General features: G+C 61.8%; 2 protein-coding genes. Both read left to right on the top strand.

The window, feature by feature from the left end; translation table 11 throughout:
* Positions 1–214: 214 nt before the first annotated feature.
* Positions 215–862, top strand: a complete 648-nt coding sequence (locus tag NKI47_RS34700; RefSeq protein ID WP_352596301.1) for an aspartate/glutamate racemase family protein — start codon at positions 215–217, stop codon at positions 860–862.
* Positions 863–2325: 1463 nt separating this feature from the next.
* Positions 2326–2626 (top strand): hypothetical protein (locus NKI47_RS34695; RefSeq protein ID WP_502898130.1); only part of this gene is annotated, 301 nt, incomplete at its 3' end.

Raw genomic sequence — 2626 nt, 5'->3', positions numbered from 1 at the left:
TTCTAGGCGGGGGGGGGGGGGCCGCCCCCCCCATTGAATCACCCCTTACCAAACAAACACACCCCCCCGCGCCCCGCGCGGGGGGCCGGCCCCCCGCCGGCGGCCGGGGGCCGGGTCCGGGGACGAAGATAGTGGGCATGCAGCCAACGGCTGGACCTGAAGCGATCGAAGGGCCATTTGATGGCGCACTCGCTGTGCCGGCCTGCTCAAGCAGGTGGTTGCGGCAGCGGACAATGTCGACGCCCATATCATAGCTTGCTTCGACGATACGGGTCTCGACGCTGCAAGGGCAATCGCTACCAAGCCCGTCATCGGCATAGGCGAGGCTTCGCTTCATGCCGTCAGCCTTGTCGCTCACAGCTTCTGTGTCGTGACCACTCTGTCACGTTCTGTGCCAATCATTGAAGACAACATTCGGCGGTACGGCTTCTCCCATCGCTGCCGACGGGTGCTTGCCTCCGACATCCCCGTCCTTGATCTGGAAAGACCTGAGAGTGGCGCGTCCGAACGAATTTCGGAACTCATACGCGAAGGCATCAGGCTGGGAGCGGAAGGCGTTGCACTGGGTTGCGCTGGCATGGCCGAGTTTGCATCCGCCCTCCAGCGCAAGCACGATATTCATCGTTGTGGATGGAGTAGGCGTCTCGGTCGGCCTTGCGCAGACTCTGATACGTTGCGGCCTCACGCCCTCCAAACGTGGCGTGTGGACGATGCCGGCCCGCGTGAAGGAGCTGGACAGGTTCGAATGACCCAGGCGGCCCCTCGCAAGCAGTGCGTTCGGAGCACAAGCGACTGGCACCATACATCCGCGCTTAGTACAAGAGCGGCGCTTAACTTTGGCCTCTGGCGACGTGGCTGCTAGGGTAAACATACAGTCGAACCGCCTGAGCAGGGCTAAATGAGCGACCAGCGCTTGGATGTAACGGCAAGGATTATCCCGACCGTGCATTATATTCAGGTTGCCTGGATTCTTGGAAGCTTTTCGAATTTTCTGTCTTGCGTCTCCCGCCGAATTGCACGCTCTTATGAAGGGAGTTGGCATGTCTGGATCCGCATTGGCGCAAATTTGATCAAGTACCGGTTGTGGGGTTCGGGCCGGTAGAGCGCTACCGCCTTTCCCCCAACTCATCGAACCACCAGTTCTGGCTTCGCTGCTGCGGCTGAACAAAACAAGTCGCGCGGCGACAATGCCTTTGGTCGCCGAAGTCAGAGCGTCGTCGCCGATCCAGCCGCCGGACTAGTCGAGAACTGAAATCGCGCTATCTCGGCCGGTCGGCTTCCATCCTGACGCAAAAAAATGCGGACCGCCGCGGACGGGGACAGTCGGTCCCGCGTCCCGTCCTGCGGACGGCGCTATGCTGACGCTCCTGCGGCTGTCCCGTTCACCGCCCGCGGCGGGGGCGAATTTCCTCCGCCCTGCGCGCGACAATCGTCCGCTGTTGCGGACGCGCGCAGGACTGCGGTTTATACGCCGTTCTTCCTTTGACCCCGAGGGTCGCCGGCGCCGGCGCCGGCATCTTCACGGCATACGCGCTACTTCGCCTCACTGAGAAGGTTGGCCAGCCGGGCTGCGGTCTTGCGCACCGAGCAACCTGCGATATCGGTTGAACGGCAGGACGAGGCAGCAGATGCCAGATCGGCGGACGTTTCTGAGCCGGAGACGAAACCCGCTCAGCCTGACACGATCGAGGAGGCCGAGGCCTTCAACATCGCCGCCGAGTGGCCCGCCTTTCGAGAATTTTCGGCCGCGCTAATGGCGCGGCCGGACACCTCGATAGCACGAAGTTTTGCGAGCGGTGGAAACACAGAACGTACCCGATACGAACGTCTCCTCGGCGTGCCGACGCCCAGCCATCTGGTGCGATACCCTCCATGAGGTGCCTTGTGCTTAGGCGTCCCTTTCCGGCAATGCCTCGCCGTGCGCGAGGGGTCAGCTTAGTGGGATCATTCGGCAATGCTACGTAGGATCGGGGTGATGAAATCGTCTTCGTGTTCGATATCAATTGGCCCCCACTTGAGTCGACTGGGCACACGAAATCTTCGCGCTGCTTGGCGGCTTGGAAGCCGGTGCCCTCAGCAATCAATCGGTCGCCTTCGGAGCCGCCCCGAATGCGATGGCGGTTCAGCCCAAAGATCAGGGAAATCGGACGTCCCTTCGTCACCTGTTGGAGTAGTGACCGACAGTGTCTTGGCGCTTGAGATGACGTTTTTTGACCGAAGCGTCGAAGCGTTTCGGCGCGGGACGATAGTGGCCATGACCGATCGTAGCCATCGTGGCGTTTCCTCTCGTCGGTTCGTTCTAAGCCACGCCCACGGCGTTCTCGAATGGATTGGGTCCGACCGAAGACCGCCTTCGCTGCACTCAGTCTCGATCGTCTTCCCGCAACGACGTCGCTGCGTTTTCTTCCCCTGGCCGCTGCGCGTCCATTCCTCGCGATCCAAGAAAGCCTCGCGTCGCCGTCTTCCACTTCGTTTCAGCCCCTAAGGACCACCCCATTGCGCAGGCGCAACGGGGACCCCGGTGGGTGCGGCCCGATCGTCCCCGGTCTCACGACCACCATCGAGGCCGCGATACGCGCGGCCCGAGAAAAACAGAAGGAACCACCAAATGGCTACGATCGGCACT

The organism is Mesorhizobium sp. M0633 (genome assembly GCF_040320645.1).
In the GTDB taxonomy this organism is placed as follows: domain Bacteria; phylum Pseudomonadota; class Alphaproteobacteria; order Rhizobiales; family Rhizobiaceae; genus Mesorhizobium.
This window is presented reverse-complemented; position numbering and strand designations above follow the sequence as displayed.